The sequence below is a fragment of the Pseudomonas sp. genome (assembly GCF_049645325.1).
Classification (GTDB): Bacteria; Pseudomonadota; Gammaproteobacteria; order Pseudomonadales; family Pseudomonadaceae; genus Aquipseudomonas.
This window is the reverse complement of record NZ_JBARTQ010000008.1, coordinates 1-1574: the sequence shown is the minus strand read 5'-3', so window position 1 is coordinate 1574 and position 1574 is coordinate 1. Positions and strand designations below refer to the sequence as shown.

Below are 1574 nucleotides of genomic sequence, written 5' to 3'. Positions count from 1 at the left end.
AAGCAATACCGGCGCTACATGCCCGACCATGCGCCGATCTGGACGCAGGTCGGCGTCGAGTCACTGGGGTTGCCGACCATGCGCGTGGAGATTCGGGTGACCGCGATTATTGCCTGACACCAAAGGTGCGAATGACCCATTCGGTAAACACCTTGAGCCGCGCGCTTTGATGGCGGTTGGGAGGATAAAGGATATGCAGCGGCGTCGCCGGGCGTGACCACTCCGGCAACACCCTGACCAGTTGGCCGCTGTCGATGTAGTACTGCACGATCGATTTGAAGTGCTGGCCCACGCCAAGTCCGGCGAGGAGCATTTCCTTGAGGCCGTTGCCTTCGTTGGTCGAGAAGGCACACTCGCCGACCTCGATACGCTGGCCGCCCTTCTCGAAAATCAGCGGCTCCGGCTTGCCCGAGCCGGTAAAAAAATAGCCGGCTTTGAGGTGGTTGTTCTGCAAGTCTTGCGGCGAGCGCGGCAGGCCCCGGCGCTCCAGGTAACCGGGTGCCGCGCAGGTCAGGTAGTCCAGGTCGGCCACCTTGCGGCCGATCATCGCCATGTCATCGAGTTTGCCGGCGCGAATCACACAGTCAACGCCCTCCCCGACAATGTTCACCGCGCGGTCGCTGATGCCCAGGGCGATGGTGATGTCGGGGTACTCGCGATGAAAATCCACCAGCGCCGGGATCAGCAGGCAATTGGCAAATGATGCCGGTGCATCCACGCGCAGATGCCCGCCGGGCTTGAGCGTTTGCCCGCGTACGGCGCTGTCCACCTCATCCAGTTCGGCCACCAGGCGCCGGGCATGGCGGTAATACTCCAGCCCTTCAGCCGTCGGCGCCAAGGCGCGCGTGGTGCGGTGCATCAGCTTGATGCCCAGGTGTTTTTCCAGGTCGTTGATCAGCTTGCTGACGGTAGAGCGCGGCAGCGCCAACTGGTCGGAGGCCCGGCTGAACGAGCCGGTGTCGACGACGCGCACGAAAGCACGCATGGCGAGGAGTTGGTTCATAGGGTGATCCAATACGCTGTCAGGAGGCGAAGTTGTCGATCTTGACCTGGCCATCTGGAAACGTCGCGATAATTTCCAGCTCGCCTCCCATTGCACGGATGTAGTCACGCAATGTGCTGATGTACATGTCGGTGCGGCGCTCCATTTTAGAAACCGCCGCCTGGTTGATGTTCAAGGCTTTTGCCAGACTTTCCTGGCTCAACTGTTGCGCCTTGCGCAGTTCATGCAGCGGCATTTCCTTGAGATGCTGCTGGAATATCTGCTCGGCATCGGCGCGCGACGCTAAGGTCATGCGGGCTTGAAGCTCAGCCAATTTTTTAGCCATTGTGACGGCCCTCTCTACGCTATGCTTACAAATGTACGTCATACAGCTTTTCTGCCACGGGGACGCGCCCTGTTAATATTCCATACAAGGAATATAAACTCAAGGGCATAATTCAGGATCAGGATTGGCTTTTTTGCCAGGCGGTTTGCGGGAAATTGTGTGCAGGTTCTTCCGTTCGCACAGAGGGCAATCTTTTCGATGTATTCAGCAACCGGCGGTTTTTTTTGAAATATCGAGCAAAAAAAA

At 58.3% G+C, this 1574-nt stretch carries 3 protein-coding genes; all 3 read right to left on the bottom strand.

The genetic code is table 11. From position 1 onward, the window contains the following. Positions 1-106: 106 nt before the first annotated feature. Positions 107-1003, bottom strand: a complete 897-nt coding sequence (locus WBB95_RS00235; protein ID WP_424485762.1) for a LysR family transcriptional regulator — start codon at positions 1001-1003, stop codon at positions 107-109. 19 nt (positions 1004-1022) lie between these two features. After that, entirely contained in the window at positions 1023-1328 is a 306-nt protein-coding gene (locus WBB95_RS00230) for an XRE family transcriptional regulator (protein ID WP_424485761.1), read from the bottom strand. A 38-nt stretch (positions 1329-1366) separates the two neighbouring features. After that, the coding region (locus WBB95_RS00225; RefSeq protein WP_424485760.1) for a hypothetical protein at positions 1367-1574 on the bottom strand (208 nt) is incomplete at its 5' end.